Annotated in this window: 15 protein-coding genes; 9 read left to right on the plus strand and 6 right to left on the minus strand. The window is 46.5% G+C overall.

Annotation, left to right across the window (positions count from 1 at the left end; translation table 11 throughout):
* Positions 1-76: 76 nt before the first annotated feature.
* On the plus strand, positions 77-670 hold the full coding sequence (locus UNH61_RS03020) for an RNA methyltransferase (RefSeq protein ID WP_326990631.1): 594 nt from the start codon (positions 77-79) through the stop codon (positions 668-670).
* A gap of 60 nt (positions 671-730) precedes the next feature.
* On the opposite strand, the gene UNH61_RS03025 is transcribed toward UNH61_RS03020, so the two are convergent.
* From UNH61_RS03025 to UNH61_RS03045, 5 genes are all read right to left on the minus strand, one after another.
* On the minus strand, positions 731-1096 hold the full coding sequence (locus UNH61_RS03025) for a cupin domain-containing protein (RefSeq protein WP_326990632.1): 366 nt from the start codon (positions 1094-1096) through the stop codon (positions 731-733).
* Positions 1097-1106: 10 nt separating this feature from the next.
* Positions 1107-1520, minus strand: a complete 414-nt coding sequence (locus tag UNH61_RS03030) for a DoxX family membrane protein (protein ID WP_326990633.1) — start codon at positions 1518-1520, stop codon at positions 1107-1109.
* 114 nt (positions 1521-1634) lie between these two features.
* On the minus strand, positions 1635-2432 hold the full coding sequence (locus tag UNH61_RS03035; protein WP_326990634.1) for an AraC family transcriptional regulator: 798 nt from the start codon (positions 2430-2432) through the stop codon (positions 1635-1637).
* Between the two features lie 107 nt (positions 2433-2539).
* A complete protein-coding gene (locus UNH61_RS03040) occupies positions 2540-4918 on the minus strand; it encodes a ribonucleoside-diphosphate reductase subunit alpha (protein ID WP_326990635.1) in 2379 nt (792 codons plus the stop codon).
* A gap of 103 nt (positions 4919-5021) precedes the next feature.
* Positions 5022-5996, minus strand: a complete 975-nt coding sequence (locus UNH61_RS03045) for a ribonucleoside-diphosphate reductase small subunit (RefSeq protein ID WP_326990636.1) — start codon at positions 5994-5996, stop codon at positions 5022-5024.
* Positions 5997-6481: 485 nt separating this feature from the next.
* On the opposite strand from UNH61_RS03045, the gene UNH61_RS03050 reads away from it, so the two are divergent.
* Together UNH61_RS03050 and UNH61_RS03055 are read left to right on the plus strand one after the other, a co-directional pair.
* Positions 6482-7153: an ABC transporter ATP-binding protein gene (locus UNH61_RS03050; protein WP_326990637.1), complete on the plus strand. Its 672-nt coding sequence runs from the start codon at positions 6482-6484 to the stop codon at positions 7151-7153.
* Positions 7125-8255: a hypothetical protein gene (locus UNH61_RS03055; RefSeq protein ID WP_326990638.1), complete on the plus strand. Its 1131-nt coding sequence runs from the start codon at positions 7125-7127 to the stop codon at positions 8253-8255. The genes UNH61_RS03050 and UNH61_RS03055 overlap by 29 nt, the downstream gene beginning before the upstream one ends.
* Positions 8256-8264: 9 nt before the next feature.
* Here UNH61_RS03055 and UNH61_RS03060 read toward each other — a convergent pair whose 3' ends face one another.
* Positions 8265-9818 (minus strand): hypothetical protein, encoded by a 1554-nt coding sequence (locus UNH61_RS03060; RefSeq protein ID WP_326990639.1) that lies wholly within the window; start codon positions 9816-9818, stop codon positions 8265-8267.
* A 155-nt stretch (positions 9819-9973) separates the two neighbouring features.
* Here UNH61_RS03060 and leuC point away from each other — a divergent pair, with 155 nt between their 5' ends.
* From leuC to UNH61_RS03090, 6 genes are all read left to right on the plus strand, one after another.
* A complete protein-coding gene (gene leuC, locus UNH61_RS03065) occupies positions 9974-11383 on the plus strand; it encodes a 3-isopropylmalate dehydratase large subunit (protein ID WP_326990640.1) in 1410 nt (469 codons plus the stop codon).
* Positions 11384-11421: 38 nt separating this feature from the next.
* Positions 11422-12171, plus strand: coding sequence for a methyltransferase domain-containing protein (locus tag UNH61_RS03070; protein WP_326990641.1), 750 nt, complete (start codon positions 11422-11424; stop codon positions 12169-12171).
* Positions 12172-12186: 15 nt separating this feature from the next.
* Positions 12187-12786, plus strand: coding sequence for a 3-isopropylmalate dehydratase small subunit (leuD, locus tag UNH61_RS03075; RefSeq protein ID WP_326990642.1), 600 nt, complete (start codon positions 12187-12189; stop codon positions 12784-12786).
* A gap of 55 nt (positions 12787-12841) precedes the next feature.
* The gene (leuB, locus tag UNH61_RS03080) at positions 12842-13921 is read left to right on the plus strand and encodes a 3-isopropylmalate dehydrogenase (RefSeq protein WP_326990643.1); all 1080 of its coding nucleotides are present in this window, start codon (positions 12842-12844) and stop codon (positions 13919-13921) included.
* 27 nt (positions 13922-13948) lie between these two features.
* Positions 13949-15454, plus strand: a complete 1506-nt coding sequence (locus UNH61_RS03085; protein WP_326990644.1) for a 2-isopropylmalate synthase — start codon at positions 13949-13951, stop codon at positions 15452-15454.
* A 113-nt stretch (positions 15455-15567) separates the two neighbouring features.
* Positions 15568-15954: a hypothetical protein gene (locus UNH61_RS03090; protein ID WP_326990645.1), complete on the plus strand. Its 387-nt coding sequence runs from the start codon at positions 15568-15570 to the stop codon at positions 15952-15954.
* Positions 15955-15956 lie beyond the last annotated feature (2 nt).

The following is a 15956-nucleotide window of genomic DNA, read 5'->3' on the forward strand; positions in this document are numbered from 1 at the left end:
TTGTTTATTACAAGCTAGCGATCCCCCTCAGAACCAACTCTGGACTATTTTGTACTTTTGCCGCAATATTCAGATTATGACACCAGAAAGAAGGGAAAGGCTACTCGCTGTACTGAGCAAGAGACAGGCCAATTTAACGGTTGTGATGGAAGATGTGCAGGATCCCCATAACGTAGCAGCTGTCATGCGTACCTGCGATGCAGTGGGTATACAGGATATTTATATTATTACCACCAAGGCGCCCCGGAAGAAAAAATGGGGTCATCGTAGCAGTAGCAGTGCGGAACGCTGGCTAACGGTACATCAATTCGATAATGTGGCCGAATGTGTAGCGGTGCTGCGTAAGCAATACAACAAGATCCTGACTACACATCTGTCGTCCGATGCCAGAGCTTTATATGATATAGATTTCAGTGGTTCTGTGGCACTTGTGTTTGGTAATGAGCAGGAGGGGGTGAGTGAAGAGATCCGGAACCTGGCAGATGGCAACTTTATTATTCCCCAGATGGGAATTATCCGTTCCCTGAATATTTCTGTGGCCTGTGCTGTGAGTATCTACGAAGCTATGCGGCAGAAAATGAATGCCGGGCATTACGAAAAAACCGGTTTGCCGGAAGCGCAATACAACAGCTTGTTGGAAGAATGGGGATTCCGGGAGGAGGATTTATAACAATTATTTTATCTGCGGGATAATGAGTACCGCAGATAAAATAATCTGTTTCTACATCTTTTATACGTTTAATATTTCTACTTCTTCCGGAATTATAAAAAATAAAGTACAACCCGTTTTTGTTGTAACCGAATGTTTAAAACCTGGCGGCGTGTATAAATAATCACCTGCAGACAAGCTGGCTCCTTCTACTATCACATCTCCACTCAATACATAAATTTGTTCTCCGGCAGGATGATTGTGATAAGGATAAGCCGCCCCAGGTTCAAACCTGAGTAAAATAGTAGTGGACCTGCCCTTTTCGTTGTCATACAAAAGTGAAATCACAGATATACCTTCGTAGTGAATACCTTTTTCAATCAAGGGTTGCCATTGTTTTTCTCCATTTCGAACAATATAATCGTTGATGTTGGTGGATGGTTGCATATATATAATTTTAGTGGTTAAGAATTAAATCGATGCTCCATTTGGAAGCAGGCAGGGTGGCTAGTAAGAAAGCGGCTGCACTAACAGCAAATACCGAATAATCCAGCGGTTCCTTTATTCCAAAAGAATAGCTCATGGCTATAGCAAACAGCAGGGTCAGCACACCAGTACCTGATGCTGCATATTTTGTTTTAAATCCGATGAGCAAAAGAATAGCCAGTGTAATTTCCAGGAGGGTGCTTGCAACGGCAAGTGTGGGGATGATACTTTTAGGTGCGAACGAATTTACCTGCGCCGTATAGTCTAAGAAACTGTTCCATCCGGATGATTTTTTGCCCCACAAGCCCAGGCGGCTGGCCACAGCCGATAAAAAGCCACCCGCCAGTGATAGTCTTAAAAACAGAGATGCGATTTCCTGATTCATTGCCTTGTTTTTTATACTACAAAGATCAGTTTACAGGCTCGCTCAGGGAATAGACAATGTCCGGAAAAGCATGTAATATTTACCTGGCAGTATTCCCGCCTGGTTTATAATACATCAATCGTTGGGTGTGTGCAGCATCTCTTTATACTGCTTGGGAGAAACGTTTGCCTGCTTTTTGAAGAAATTGGAAAAGTAAAACGGATCGTTAAAGCCCAGCCTGTATGCCACTTCTTTTACGGAAAGGTTTTCATACGTAAGCAGCCGCTTGGCCTCGGATGCCACAAGCCCGTATATGACGTTCTGTGCAGTTTTACCGGCATGCAGTTTTGCCAGCTCGTTCAGCTTAGCCTCCGTAGTGCCCAATATACCGGCAAATTGCACCACGGTATAATTTTTTTCAAAGTTGTTGCGTACCGCTTCTAAAAATTTCAGAAACAAAGCATCCGGCTTCCAGATTTCATCGCCCCTTTCCACTTTTGCCCGGTTAATGGCCACCAAAATTAATTCAACACGGCTATGCAGGGATATCAGATACTGATAAGGCTTGTGTATTAATTCTTCGCCAATTAAATGAAGTTGTTCTTCGATAATATTTTTATTAACAGGGATTACTTCATTCATGGCAAAATGACAAAAAAGCCCGTTGTGAAATATCAGCTCAATATCCTTGTCATCTTTACAAAAGAAACTCAGGGTAAACTCCAGCACATCACCTGCTGCTTTGCTGTTTTCAACAATATGGTGTATTTGCCCCGAAGTAATGGTAACCACATCTCCGCTGTTTAGCACGAAAGGCCGGTTATCAATATCCATTGTCAGGCTCCCTGTCTTGCAATATACCAGGACATATTTCATCACACGGCGGGGTTGCAATAATTCGGGCGCATTGCTTATCTTCTTTACCGTGATCATAAATGTAGTGTTATGTTATACCATATAAAGGTACTTATCTCATTATTACAAATAAAAAATCCCTGGCGGTTCCGCCAGGGATTTTTAGTATTATACTTACATAGCCCTTATGCACTGCAGGTAACGCAACCTTCTTCCATTGTACATACCGCGCCCACCACAATTTCTTCTTCCACAACACTATTGCCGCTTTGGCCAACCACTGGCTGGATCTGATGACCGGCTTGTTTTTCCACGGTGAACTGTACCGCCTGGGTAGCAGCCTGCGTACGCAGATAGTACATGCCTGTTTTCAGACCTTTCTTCCAGGCGTAGAAATGCATGGAGGTCAGCTTACCGGTAGTAGGCGTATCTACAAACAGGTTGAGTGATTGTGACTGGCAGATAAATGCACCGCGGTCGGCAGCCATATCTATCAGGTTACGTTGTTTGATCTCCCATACTGTTTTATACAATTCTTTGATATTAGCAGGGATTTCGTTAATGTTCTGGATAGAACCATTATGAGAAATGATCTTTGTTTTCATATCATTATCCCACAGGCCTAGTTCCACCAGATCTTTCAGGAGGTGTTTGTTCACTACCACAAATTCACCACTCAGCACACGGCGGGTGTAGATGTTGGAAGTATATGGTTCAAAGCACTCGTTATTACCGAGGATCTGAGAGGTAGAAGCAGTAGGCATTGGCGCCAGCAGCAGTGAGTTGCGGAGGCCGCCTTCGATGATGGATTGCTTCAGTGTATCCCAATCCCAGCGGGAAGAAGGTGTTACATCCCACATATCGAACTGAAGGATACCTTTGGAAGCAGGAGAGCCCGGGAATGTTTCGTAGGCGCCCTCAGCTTTTGCCAAAGCGTTGGAAGCAGAAAGGCCTGCGAAATAAATGGTTTCAAATATTTCCTTGTTCAGCTGTTTAGCCTCATCGCTTTCGAAAGGGTAACGCATAAGGATAAACGCATCTGCAAGGCCCTGAACGCCCAGTCCAACAGGACGGTGGCGCATATTGCTGCGTCTTGCTTCTTCTACCGGATAGTAGTTATTATCAATGATCTTGTTCAGATTCAGTGTCACCTGGTAGGTGACATCAAATAATTTCTGGTGGTCGAATTTACCATCAATTACAAACCTGGGCAGCGCGAGGGAAGCAAGGTTACATACCGCTACTTCATTTGAATCGGTATACTCGATGATTTCTGTGCAGAGGTTGGAGCTCTTGATAGTACCGAGGTTCTGCTGATTAGATTTGCGGTTGGCAGAATCTTTATACAGCAGGTAAGGGTTACCGGTTTCGATCTGTGCATCGAGGATGGCGAACCAAAGATCCTGCGCCTTCACGGTTTTGCGGGCACGGCCTTCCTGTTCGTACTGGATGAACTTTTGCTCGAACTCTTCACCCCAGCATTCGTGCAGTCCGGGTGCTTCATGCGGACAGAACAGCGACCAGTCGCCGTTTGATTCCACGCGTTTCATGAACAGATCCGGTACCCAGAGTGCATAAAACAGATCGCGTGCGCGCATTTCCTCTTTACCGTGGTTCTTGCGCAGATCCAGGAATTCGAAGATATCGGCATGCCATGGTTCGAGGTAGATGGCAAAAGCGCCTTTGCGTTTGCCACCGCCCTGATCCACATAGCGGGCAGTATCGTTAAATACGCGCAGCATCGGGATGATACCATTGGAAGTACCGTTGGTGCCGCTGATATAAGAACCCGTAGCGCGGATATTGTGGATGCTCAAACCAATACCACCTGCGCTCTGGGAAATTTTCGCTGTTTGTTTCAGGGTATCGTAAATACCTTCGATGCTATCGTCCTGCATGGTGAGCAGGAAGCAGGATGACATCTGCGGTTTAGGTGTACCTGCATTGAACAGCGTTGGTGTAGCGTGTGTAAACCAGCGCTCGCTCATGAGGTTATATGTTTTGATCGCAGATTCAATATCTTCTTTATGGATACCTACAGATACGCGCATGAGCATATGCTGAGGGCGTTCCTGTACTTTACCGTCTGTTTTCAGCAGGTAAGAACGTTCCAGTGTTTTGAAACCGAAATAGTCGAATGCAAAGTCGCGGTCGTAGATAATGCTGGAATCCAGGATCTCAGCATTCTTACGGATGATCTCATACACGTCGTCAGACAGCAGTGCTGCTGACTTACCGGTTTTAGGATCGATATATTCATACAGTTTCTTCATCGTTTTGGAAAACGACTTGATTGTATTTTTATGCAGATTGCTCACTGCGATGCGGGACGCCAGCAGGGCATAATCCGGATGTTTAGTCGTAAGGGAGGCAGCTGTTTCAGCAGCCAGGTTGTCGAGCTCACTGGTAGTTACCCCGTCATATAAGCCCAGGATCACTTTCTTCGCTACATCAATGGCGTCAACATATTCAGTATTGAAGCCGTAGCACAGCTTCTCAATACGGGCAGTGATCTTGTCGAATTTCACTGCTTCTTTTCTTCCATCTCTTTTAATTACGAACATGGATTGGAAAGTTTAATGTTTAGCAGGCGGAACGTTAGCCCCGCCGGCCAAAAGAGGTTAGTAAATAGTATTTGTTCGTCTTTGCAGGTTTAAACCGCTGCGATTAAAAATCTTCTTCCAGGCTGAAAGTCTGGGCTTCTTTTGTGCCGCCCATTACACCCGATTTCTGGTAATCACCCACACGTTTCTCAAAGAAGTTAGTCTTACCCTGGAGTGAGATCATTTCCATGAAGTCAAAGGGATTCGACGCGTTGAATATCTTGCGATAGCCTAATTCGCTGATCCATCTGTCGGCAACAAATTCGATGTATTGCGACATCAGCTCAGCATTCATACCGATCAGGGCAACCGGCAGGGCTTCAGTAATGAATTCTTTTTCATAAGACACGGCATCACGGATGATGGTGTGTACCTGTTCTTCACTCAGTTTGTTTTCCAGCATGCTGTAAAGCAGGCAGGCAAATTCGCAGTGGAGTCCTTCATCGCGACTGATAAGCTCGTTGGAGAAGGTCAGTCCGGGCATGAGGCCTCTTTTCTTCAGCCAGAATATAGAGCAGAAACTGCCACTGAAGAAAATACCTTCTACGGCGGCGAAGGCTACAAGGCGCTCCGCGAAGGTGCCGTTCTCGATCCAGCGCAGGGCCCATTCCGCTTTTTTCTTAACAGCAGGAACTGTATCAATAGCATGGAACAGCCGGTCTTTTTCTACCGGATCTTTAACATAAGTATCAATCAGTAAGGCGTATGTTTCAGAGTGGATATTTTCCATCATGATCTGGAAACCATAAAAACAACGGGCTTCCGGGATCTGAACTTCGCTCATGAAGTTCACGGCCAGATTTTCATTCACAATACCATCGCTGGCCGCAAAGAAGGCGAGTACATGAGAAATAAAATGACGTTCCCCATCATTCAGATTTGCCCAGTCCTTCATATCGCTACTTAAATCTATTTCTTCTGCTGTCCAGAAACTTGCTTCATGCTTCTTGTATTGCTCCCAGATCTTAGGGAATTTGATCGGCAATAACACAAAACGCTCCTTGTTCTCTTTTAAAAGAATTTCATTCTCATTACTCATCGTTAATTATTTTATGGGTACTGTCGAAGGTTTTTGGTTTTTCTGTCCGGGGTTAGCTACTAACCTGTCCTCAACTCTCTCCCCTCAGGTAATAGTATTTCAAAATCTCTTCTGCTTTTTCCAAACGCCCAGGAATACAAACGCTCAGGAATACAAATGTAAGCATCCGGTTAAGCCATACACCTAATAGTTTTCAACAGATGTGGAAAAAGATATCGAACATTATCAGGTTGCAGTGGCGCCGCATGTTTCACGGATTTCCCACTTCAAAGGGAAGGGGAATTATACACGGTAGTACCACCGCCGTATATAAGATGATGTATATATGAAAAACAGGGTTTTTATATGATGATTTTTTCACTACTACGGATAAACAAATGACCCTCAGCAAAAAAATATCTCCCTAAAAAATTTTTGTTAAAAAGAAGGTATTTTGCACATATATATGCGTTAACTTTTTCATATTTACAGCCTTAAATTTTCTTATGCCCGAACCGGTTATTACACTTCAAGCTGTCAGGAAAAATTACCAGGATGTGCCCATCCTGGAGATCGCCCATCTCGAATTACCGGAAGGGATCTACTGGCTGCAGGGCGAGAACGGGGCTGGCAAAACCACCTGTATGAAGGTGATGGCGGGCCTCATCCCGTTTAAAGGAGAAATTATCATACGTGGAAATGTGAACAGCCGACAGGATCCGGTGGCCTTCCGGCGACTGATCAACTACGCGGAAGCTGAACCACTGTTTCCTTCTTTCCTTACCGGACGCGATCTGCTGGAGCTTTATATCAATACAAAAGGAGGAAACCGGGAGGAGATCCTCGATATCTGTGATCAAATGGGTGTGGATATCTATGTGAATAACCCGGTAAGCAGCTACTCCAGCGGCATGCTCAAGAAGCTTTCGCTGATCCTGGCATTCACCGGCAACCCGGCCCTCATTCTGCTCGATGAGCCACTGATCACGATCGACACCCGCGCGCTGACTGTACTGTACAACCTGATCCGCCAGTTCAGCGCCAAAGGCGTGTCTTTCTGCATTACCTCCCACCAGCCGCTGGATGAAGGAGAAATAACAGTAACGGGTACACTCAGGGTGGATCATAAAAATATTACGCTTACTTCTTATGCGTTCAACAACAGCGATACTCAATAAGATATTCACAAGAAGGTTCTATATACAGAATACCGGATTTTTCCTGGTATTGTTCTACCTGCTATTCGGCGTCGTGAACGGGTCTAACCTCATCAGTTACCACCGCTCGCTTATCATGGGGTTCCTGGAAAGCTACAGTTTTCTTTTCCTCGTGTTATTACTGTGGACTTCCTACGCCCTGAAATGTGCAGGCTTTATGTTGAAAACTTTTCAACTGCAGGGCTTTGAGTTTTTATTTTCCACTATGGGCAGCATTCCGAAACGGGAACGGAGAGTGATCTGGTTCCGGCTGCATACCGGTATTTATATGCCGGTACTGGTGTATGCCGCCGTTGCCCTACTGATGGCCATCCTGCATCATTATTATATCCCGGCGGTATTGATTGTACTGGTGAATATCGCTAATTGCATATGGCCGTTGGCGTTATACGAACGGAAGCTGGAACAACCGGATATCATCTTCTTCACAGGCCACCTGCAACGCTGGCTCAACAGGCGCTTCACCAAACCCCCGGTGCTGTATTTCCTGTATGAGCTGTTTACGAATTTCCCCCGCCGGATCGTGAGCATCAAGCTGCTTTCCGCGGCAGTGCTGTGGCTGACTTTCACCATCATGGCGCAGGGCGGTTATTTCGATCTGAGAGGATTGCAGCTGGGCGTGCTCGTATGTGTATTAACGCACCTGCAGCTGATGATACACCACCGCGCTTTTGATGATACCTATCTCAATTTCATGGAAAACCTCCCCATATCCCTGCCGGTACATTATCTGCGGCAATTTGGGGTATACCTGATCCTGTTCCTGCCGGAAATGGTTATCATCACCGTAAATGCCTATACGAAAACATCTTTCCCCGGCCTGATCACCGTTTTCTGCATTGCTTTGTCGCTGTTGCTGCTGTTCCGCTGCCTGCTGTATTTCCCACGGATGAATCCGGAGGTGCATGTGCGTTATACCATGCTTACTTCCTTCATCGTGTTGTTCATGATCCTCGGGCATTACGAATGGCTGGCTATCCTGCTGCTACAGATAGCGGCCGCGGTTATTTTCTTCAGAAAGTACCGCAGCTATGAGCCTTATATAGAAGAAGCAGGCCAGTAAAGACAATAACTAAATACGTTTTTCCTTGTTGATAAACTTCCGGTGAATCACTTCCTGTACCGGGATGCCTTCTATTTTGCTTTCCAGCCAGGATATGATATCGAGATAGAGGAAAGACCTGCGCTCATAAGGATCCTGGGAGATCTGTTCCAGCCTGTCTTTCAGGTCAATGAAGGCGCTGCGGAGTGCCTTGGGGTTGGCATAAATGTACCTGCGCAGAAATTTCATGATCTCTTCCATCACCAATCCAAGATCCTTGTGTTTGGAGATAAAGTGGTAAACCGATTTGATCAGATATTCCACGAGGCTGTAGTTTTCCAGCTCATAATGTGCTATGAGGTGCAGGATCCGGGCGAAACACTGTATATCTGCCCGCAGATTGCCTATTTTCAGGTTAATGATTTTATTGAGATAGGTAATGGCTTTGGAGTTATCCCCACTACCAAAATAAAGACAGGCAATCTTATAATAGAATACCAGCACCCGGTGCTGGTCGATTTTCAGGGTATGCCTGCTGATCTCCGTTTCCAGCTCCGGCACCATTGCCAGCCCTTCTGTAAAGGTTCCTTCCAGGAAGTAGCTGTTAATCTTGGCCGTATACAGGTATACAAATGCAGACGTACGGGTATTTTCATGGAAATTCTCCTGGTTCTCCCTGATGAAATCTTCCAGATCCAGCAACGCTGCTTTGAACTTCTCGAAATTGGAAGTATAAAAATGCGCGGTCAGCAGGTTGTGCTGCGCCTTGATGTACAGATCCATATCCGTCTGCTGCAACGACGGATACATCCGGAACAGGTCCACCCATTTCTGGGTATAGCGATAATACATGACAAAGTCCTGCAGTATATAGTAATACCAGCTGGATGCCTGGTACATATACACCTTCTCATAAAAGCTCATATGTACGTGCTGCAGCGGAGGCAGCTGGCTTTCAAAGAAAGATTTTACCATTTCGGCGTCCCGTTCGTTGCGCGCATGGCCCAGTTTCAGGTAGAGACCATACATACGGAGCGACAGGGTAGAGAGCCTGCTGATATTGGTCAGCTGCTGCTCTATTTCCCTCGATTCACAGCTAAGCACCTCTGCGCGGTTTTCCAGGCTACGGGTGATATGGCGGGACTCGATCAGCTTTTCGAACTCCACAATTTCGTAGGTCAGCATCACCTCTTCCTGCTCCATGGCCGCCACTTTGGCTTTGGCCAGTATTTTCAGGCTCTGGTTGTACAGTCCCTTATTATAAAGTACCCGGGCATGATCCAGTTGCTCCCGGAGGTCGATCAGCGGATCTTTTTGCTTGTATAATTGACGTAAACTCGATAACAGGTGCTTGTACAGGTGTGCTTTTACGTTGGAAAGCTGCTGTTTCTTGATATCCGTGATTTTTTTCAGGATCAGCTCCTCATCATACTCCTTCATTTTGTCGAGTGTGTTGAAAAGCTGGATGAACAGTACATCTTCTTTCGTATTGTTTTTGTTGAACGCCAGCTGAAAATTGCGTTTTTCTGCTTTTGTTAAAGTTTTTATTAATATGAATAAAGCATCACTTTGACTGTTGGGCATCGTTATTAAAATCTTGTAAGTAATTGATAAACAATAACTTGATGTATGTCGAGGGCGTTTAAAGGTCGTAATTAAAGCAAATTTAGCAATATGATGATTAATTAATGACCATTAGATTTGAAGGTATAAAAACAAATTTAAAAGGAAGATACAGGATGGGAAAAACGTTATTTGATAAAATCTGGGACAGTCATGTCGTGGCAAACAAACCGGGTCATCCGGATGCGGTGTATATCAACACCCATTTTATTCACGAAGTGACGAGTCCGCAGGCATTTGACGGTTTGCGCAAGCGTGGCATTCCGGTATTCCGCCCGGGCAAAACCAGGGCAACAGCGGATCACAACGTACCTACCCTACATCAGGATCAGCCCATTAAAGAAGCATTGAGCCGCCACCAGGTGGAAATGCTGACAAAAAACACCAGTGAGTTTGGAGTGGAGTTATATGGACTCGGACACCGTTATCAGGGGATTGTGCACGTGATAGGTCCGGAGTTGGGAATTACCCTGCCGGGAATGACGATTGTATGCGGCGACAGCCACACCAGCACCCATGGTGCTTTTGGGGCGGTAGCCTTTGGCATAGGTACTTCAGAAGTGGAACAGGTGCTGGCCACCCAGTGTATCCTGCAGTATAAGCCTAAAAGAATGAAGATCGAAGTGAATGGCAGGCTGGGCGGAGGTGTATTGTCGAAAGACATTATTCTTTATATCATCTCCAAAATATCCGCCTCCGGGGCTACCGGCTATTTTGTGGAATATACCGGCGATGCTATCCGGAACCTCAGTATGGAAGCGCGTATGACCATTTGTAATATGAGTATTGAGATGGGAGCGCGTGGAGGACTGATTGCACCGGACGAAACCACGTTCGATTATATTAAAGGAAGGGAGTTCGCCCCTCAGGGCGCCGACTGGGACAAAGCCCTCGCTTACTGGCAGACGCTCTACAGCGATGCCGATGCGGCGTTTGATAAAGTGCTCAGCTTTGATGCAGCAGATATAGAACCGCAGATCACCTATGGTACCAACCCTGGTATGGGCATGGGTATCACCGGCCATATTCCGGCATTGGAGCAGCTGGAGGAAAAAGAAAGACCTTCTTTCTCCAAGTCGCTCGAATATATGGATCTGAAACCAGGCGCCGGGCTGCTGGGCAAAAAAGTAGACTACGTATTCATCGGCAGCTGCACTAACTCCCGTATAGAAGACCTGCGTCTGGTGGCTGATTTTGTAAAAGGGAAGCATAAGGCAGATGATGTAGTGGTATGGATTGTTCCGGGGTCCAAGCAGGTGGAAGCCCAGGCGAAAGAAGAAGGTATCGATCAAATATTTGCTGCAGCAGGTTTCCAGCTGCGCGAACCGGGATGTTCAGCATGCCTGGGTATGAACGAAGATAAAGTGCCGGCTGGCATGTATTGCATCTCTACCTCCAACCGCAATTTCGAGGGCCGTCAGGGTCCCAATGCGCGTACTTTCCTGGCAAGCCCGCTGACAGCAGCTGCTGCAGCGATCACCGGAAAAGTAACCGATGTACGGGAATTGTTAGCCGTTGGCCGGTAGTTGGATATAATAAAAGGACATAAAAAATAGTTAGGGTGATGGATCAATGGAATGCAGATTTATATAAAGAAAAGCATGCGTTTGTTTTTGAGTACGGCAACAGTCTTATCGACTGGCTACAGCCCAAAGCCGGTGAAAATATACTGGACCTGGGTTGTGGCACCGGCGAGCTCACCGCACAACTGGCGGAGAGCGGAGCTCAGATCACCGGGATCGATGCCTCTGCAGCCATGATCGAAAGCGCACGCAAACATTTTCCGGGCATTGAATTTGAAATAGCCGATGCCACCACGTTTTCTTTGCCACAACAGTTTGATGGCATCTTCTCCAATGCCACCCTGCACTGGGTAAGAGAAAAGGAAAAGGCCATCGGCCGGATGTACGCACAACTGAAAACAGGCGGAAGGCTGACTATTGAAATGGGAGGGAAAGGCAATGTGCAGCATATTCTTGCCGGTCTGGAAAAAGCCATGGCACAGTATGGATATAGTTATGAGCCATTCTGGTATTTCCCTTCTCCCGCAGAATATTGTACATTATTGGAAAGCGCAGGATTCAGAATAGACAGGGTACATTTCTTTGACCGTCCTTCCAAACTGGCCGACCCGGAAAACGGGATCATCGACTGGCTGGAAATGTTTGGTCCACATTTTTTCAGTACAGTGCCGGCGGCAGATAAAGATGCCATCATCCGCCAGGTGCAGCAGGAGGTGGGGCCTCAGCTTACAAAAAACGGCGTGCTGTATGCAGATTATGTTCGCCTGAGAGTAGCAGCCACCAAAATTTAAACTGTAAAGTTCAACATGAGTAAAATATTTAAACATCTCGTTTCTTCTGCGGTACCTGTACCCATTGAGAACATAGATACAGATCAGATCATTCCGGCGCGCTTCCTGAAAGCAACTACACGGGAAGGCTTCGGGGAAAACCTGTTCCGCGACTGGCGCTTTAATGCAGATAATACACTTAAGGCGGAATTCATTCTGAATAATCCGATTTACGGTGGAGAGGTGCTCGTTGCAGGCAAGAACTTTGGTTGCGGTTCGTCCCGTGAACATGCCGCCTGGGCTATTGCCGACGCCGGGTTTAAAGTAGTAGTCAGCAGTTTTTTTGCAGATATCTTCAAGAACAATGCCCTCAACAACTTTATCCTGCCTGTTCAGGTAAGTGATGCCTTCCTCGATAAGATTTTCAAAGCCATAGAAGCCGATCCGAAAGCCACACTGGAAGTGGATCTGGAAAACCAGTTTATCAGGATCGCCGCCACCGGCGAAAAGGAACATTTCGATATCAATGAGTATAAGAAAACCTGTCTGATGAACGGTTACGATGATATCGACTATTTACTCAGTCTCCGTAAGGATATCGAGCAATACGAAACCACACGTCCATTTAATTTCTGATAAATACTTTCTACTAACTATTAAATAATCAGCAGCTAGCAGCTAAAAGCAAACTATGGGTATCGAGAAGAAAATACTGGTAATTCCCGGCGATGGAATCGGGCAGGAAGTGACGGCATGGGGACAAAAGGTGCTGACATGCATTGCGAAGAACTACCATCATACCTTCACGTTTGAGGAGGGTATTATGGGGCATACCGCAATCGAAGCAACCGGAAACCCGCTGCCGGACGAAACATTGCAGAAGGCAAAAGAATCGGATGCTATCCTGTTCGGTGCAATCGGACACGCGAAGTACGACAATGATCCGACGTTGAAAGTAAGACCGGAGCAAGGTCTCCTGAAGATCAGGAAAGAACTCGGATTGTATGCAAATCTCAGACCCATCAAGCTGTTTGATGAATTACTGGAAGCGTCCAGTATCAAGCCGGAAATCCTGCGTGGCGCGGATATCCTCTTTTTCCGTGAGCTCACCGGGGATGTATATTTCGGCGAAAAGATCAGGACTGCCGACCGTAATACCGCTTCCGACCTGATGATTTATCATCGTTATGAAGTGGAGCGCATTGCGCGCAAGGCTTATGAAGCAGCGCGGACCCGCCGCAAAAGGCTTTGCTCTGTAGACAAAGCCAACGTGCTGGAAGCCAGCCGTCTTTGGAGGGAAGTAGTGCAGGAAGTGGCCAAGGAATACCCGGATGTGGAAACAGAGCATATGTTCATTGACAATGCAGCCATGCAGCTGATCAAGGATCCCAAGCGTTTCGATGTAGTATTGACGGGTAACCTGTTTGGGGATATCCTGACGGATGAAGCTTCCCAGATCGCAGGATCTATGGGCATGCTGGCTTCCGCTTCTGTAGGCGACAGCACTGGTTTCTACGAACCAATACATGGGTCGGCGCATGATATTGCCGGTAAAGGCATCGCCAACCCGCTGGCATCGATCCTCTCAGCGGCGCTGATGCTCGATATCTCCTTCGGCCTGAAAACAGAATCGCAACGGGTGATCAAAGCTGTAGAAGCTACGCTCAGACAGGGGTTCAGAACAATGGATATTGCCAACAAACATACCGTTAACGATTTTATTATGGGCACCGACGCAATGGGCGCCAAAGTATTAGAGAATCTGAATTAATCATTCTATAAAATTATTTACTTTATCATGGATAAAAATCGTGTATACGTCTTTGATACCACCTTACGTGACGGGGAACAGGTTCCCGGCTGTCAGCTGACTACTGTAGAAAAAATTGAAATCGCCAGAAAGCTCGAAGCACTGGGCGTAGATATTATTGAAGCAGGTTTCCCTATCTCCAGTCCGGGCGACTTCCAAAGCGTGGTGGAAATCTCCAAAGCCATCACCGAACCGGTGATTTGTGCCCTGACCCGTGCAAACAACAAAGACATTGATGCTGCGGCGGAAGCGCTGCGTTTTGCGAAGCGCAAGCGTATCCACACCGGCATCGGATCTTCCGATATACATATCAAACATAAGTTCAACAGCACCCGTGAAGAAATATTGGAGCGTGCAGTAGCAGCAGTGAAATACGCCCGCAAATTCGTGGATGATATAGAATTCTACGCAGAAGATGCCGGCCGTGCCGACAATGAATACCTGGCCCGCCTGATAGAAGCTGTGATTGGCGCCGGTGCTACCACTGTGAATATCCCGGATACCAATGGTTATTGCCTGCCCGATCAGTACGGTGCGAAGATCAAATACCTGGTAGACCATGTTTCCAATATCGATAAAGCCATTATCTCTGTTCACTGCCACAACGACCTCGGACTGGCTACTGCCAATACCATTGCTGGTGTTATGAATGGTGCCCGTCAGGTAGAATGTACGATCAATGGTATCGGAGAGCGTGCCGGTAATACATCACTGGAAGAAGTGGCTATGATCCTCAAAACGCATCATGCACTGGGTTATCATACCAATATCAACTCGAAAGGAATTTATGAGCTGAGCAACCTCGTGGAAACCATGATGCATATGCCGGTACAGCCTAACAAGGCGATTGTGGGCCGCAATGCATTTGCACATAGTTCCGGTATCCACCAGGACGGAGTGTTGAAACACAGGGAAAATTACGAGATCCTGAATCCGGAAGATGTGGGTATCAACTCCAATGCTATTATCCTCACCGCCCGCAGCGGTCGTCATGCACTGAAGCACCACCTGCAGCGTCTGGGCTACAACCTGGAAAGGATCAATATCGACGAAGTTTACCAGCGCTTCCTGGTGATGGCCGACAGCAAAAAAGAAATCAACGACGCCGATCTGCTGGAGCTGATGGGCGATGGTGATGCCAAAACTTACGACGATAACGCTATCAAGGTAACCCTGTTACAGGTAGTTTGCGGCGACCCGCTGCGCCCGATGGCGACTGTGAAACTGCGTGTTAACGGCGAAGAGAAAGAAGCCAGTGCAGCCGGCAATGGTCCGGTAAATGCCACCATCAATGCTATCCACGATATTATCAAGGATGATATCCAGCTGGATGAATTCAATATTCAATCCATGCGCGGTGGTAGCGATGATGTGAGCAAGGTAAATATGCGCGTAAAGCATAATGGACAATCCTACTACGGTTTCGGTATTTCCACTGATATCGTGAACGCATCTGTACATGCTTATGTGGATGCGTTGAATAAAATATATTAAAATAGCTGCTGGCCACTGGCTTTTAGCTGCTAACCACCAGTAGCTAAAAGCTGGTTGCTGCCAGTAACTTTTTCCTGCTGATTTGCGTTCTACAGGGGACAAATATATCCCTGATGCGAATCTTTTTACTTCTGCCATTTTTATTCTTAATTGCTGCCTGCCATAAAAGCGATGACTGTAGCAGCTTTAGTGCAGCAGATATTTCGAATGTACGGTTCCTCGGCTCCACTAACGGGCCGGACCGGTCGCAAAACGCCGTATATTTTGATGTGAGTTGTAATTTCCCTACTACTGCCTTCCTGATCAATCAATTTATGATAGCTGTAAATAACGATACCGTTTTTGTCAGGGCCCAGGCAATTATAACCCCCTGTCAGTCTAATTCCAGCGCCATTACTCCACAAAGCAAAACATTTGCGTTCAAGGCACAAACCCCTGGTATTTATTACTTCAAATGGGGAGGTCTTCCGAACAGGACTGATACGGTGTATGTGCCATAATG

Source organism: Chitinophaga sp. 180180018-3, from assembly GCF_037893185.1.
Lineage (GTDB): Bacteria > Bacteroidota > Bacteroidia > Chitinophagales > Chitinophagaceae > Chitinophaga.

What these genes read in the sequence shown, in the direction of transcription:
- UNH61_RS03020 (WP_326990631.1), top strand. Translation starts at nt 77, where the DNA reads ATGACACCAGAAAGAAGGGAAAGGCTACTCGCTGTACTGAGCAAGAGA.
- UNH61_RS03025 (WP_326990632.1), bottom strand. Translation starts at nt 1,096, where the DNA reads ATGCAACCATCCACCAACATCAACGATTATATTGTTCGAAATGGAGAA.
- UNH61_RS03030 (WP_326990633.1), bottom strand. Translation starts at nt 1,520, where the DNA reads ATGAATCAGGAAATCGCATCTCTGTTTTTAAGACTATCACTGGCGGGT.
- UNH61_RS03035 (WP_326990634.1), bottom strand. Translation starts at nt 2,432, where the DNA reads ATGATCACGGTAAAGAAGATAAGCAATGCGCCCGAATTATTGCAACCC.
- UNH61_RS03040 (WP_326990635.1), bottom strand. Translation starts at nt 4,918, where the DNA reads ATGTTCGTAATTAAAAGAGATGGAAGAAAAGAAGCAGTGAAATTCGAC.
- UNH61_RS03045 (WP_326990636.1), bottom strand. Translation starts at nt 5,996, where the DNA reads ATGAGTAATGAGAATGAAATTCTTTTAAAAGAGAACAAGGAGCGTTTT.
- UNH61_RS03050 (WP_326990637.1), top strand. Translation starts at nt 6,482, where the DNA reads ATGCCCGAACCGGTTATTACACTTCAAGCTGTCAGGAAAAATTACCAG.
- UNH61_RS03055 (WP_326990638.1), top strand. Translation starts at nt 7,125, where the DNA reads ATGCGTTCAACAACAGCGATACTCAATAAGATATTCACAAGAAGGTTC.
- UNH61_RS03060 (WP_326990639.1), bottom strand. Translation starts at nt 9,818, where the DNA reads ATGCCCAACAGTCAAAGTGATGCTTTATTCATATTAATAAAAACTTTA.
- leuC (WP_326990640.1), top strand. Translation starts at nt 9,974, where the DNA reads ATGGGAAAAACGTTATTTGATAAAATCTGGGACAGTCATGTCGTGGCA.
- UNH61_RS03070 (WP_326990641.1), top strand. Translation starts at nt 11,422, where the DNA reads ATGGATCAATGGAATGCAGATTTATATAAAGAAAAGCATGCGTTTGTT.
- leuD (WP_326990642.1), top strand. Translation starts at nt 12,187, where the DNA reads ATGAGTAAAATATTTAAACATCTCGTTTCTTCTGCGGTACCTGTACCC.
- leuB (WP_326990643.1), top strand. Translation starts at nt 12,842, where the DNA reads ATGGGTATCGAGAAGAAAATACTGGTAATTCCCGGCGATGGAATCGGG.
- UNH61_RS03085 (WP_326990644.1), top strand. Translation starts at nt 13,949, where the DNA reads ATGGATAAAAATCGTGTATACGTCTTTGATACCACCTTACGTGACGGG.
- UNH61_RS03090 (WP_326990645.1), top strand. Translation starts at nt 15,568, where the DNA reads ATGCGAATCTTTTTACTTCTGCCATTTTTATTCTTAATTGCTGCCTGC.